The sequence below is a fragment of the Lacinutrix cladophorae genome (genome assembly GCF_053604645.1).
Window position 1 is genome coordinate 1 of record NZ_JBSHNR010000100.1, and the last position, 201, is coordinate 201.

1 protein-coding gene is annotated in these 201 nt (G+C 38.8%); it reads left to right on the forward strand.

The genetic code is table 11. The features are described from left to right. Positions 1-201: hypothetical protein (locus ACVC3Y_RS05890; protein WP_452226364.1), on the forward strand; the 201-nt coding region annotated here is incomplete at both ends.

Here is a 201-nt window from a genome sequence, read left to right on the forward strand (position 1 = left end):
TCTATTGGTCCAGACCTAACGGCTTGTACGGTTGTAGATGAAACCATAGAATGTAATGGAACAGATAATGAAACCATTGCTAACGATTGGAATGCTGCTAATATATTAGCACTTCAATCTTGTGGTACAGATAGCTGTGATACAGATGCTGTATTTGATGTAACTTCGGATTATGCTTTCACGAACCTTGCTTCCACTTGT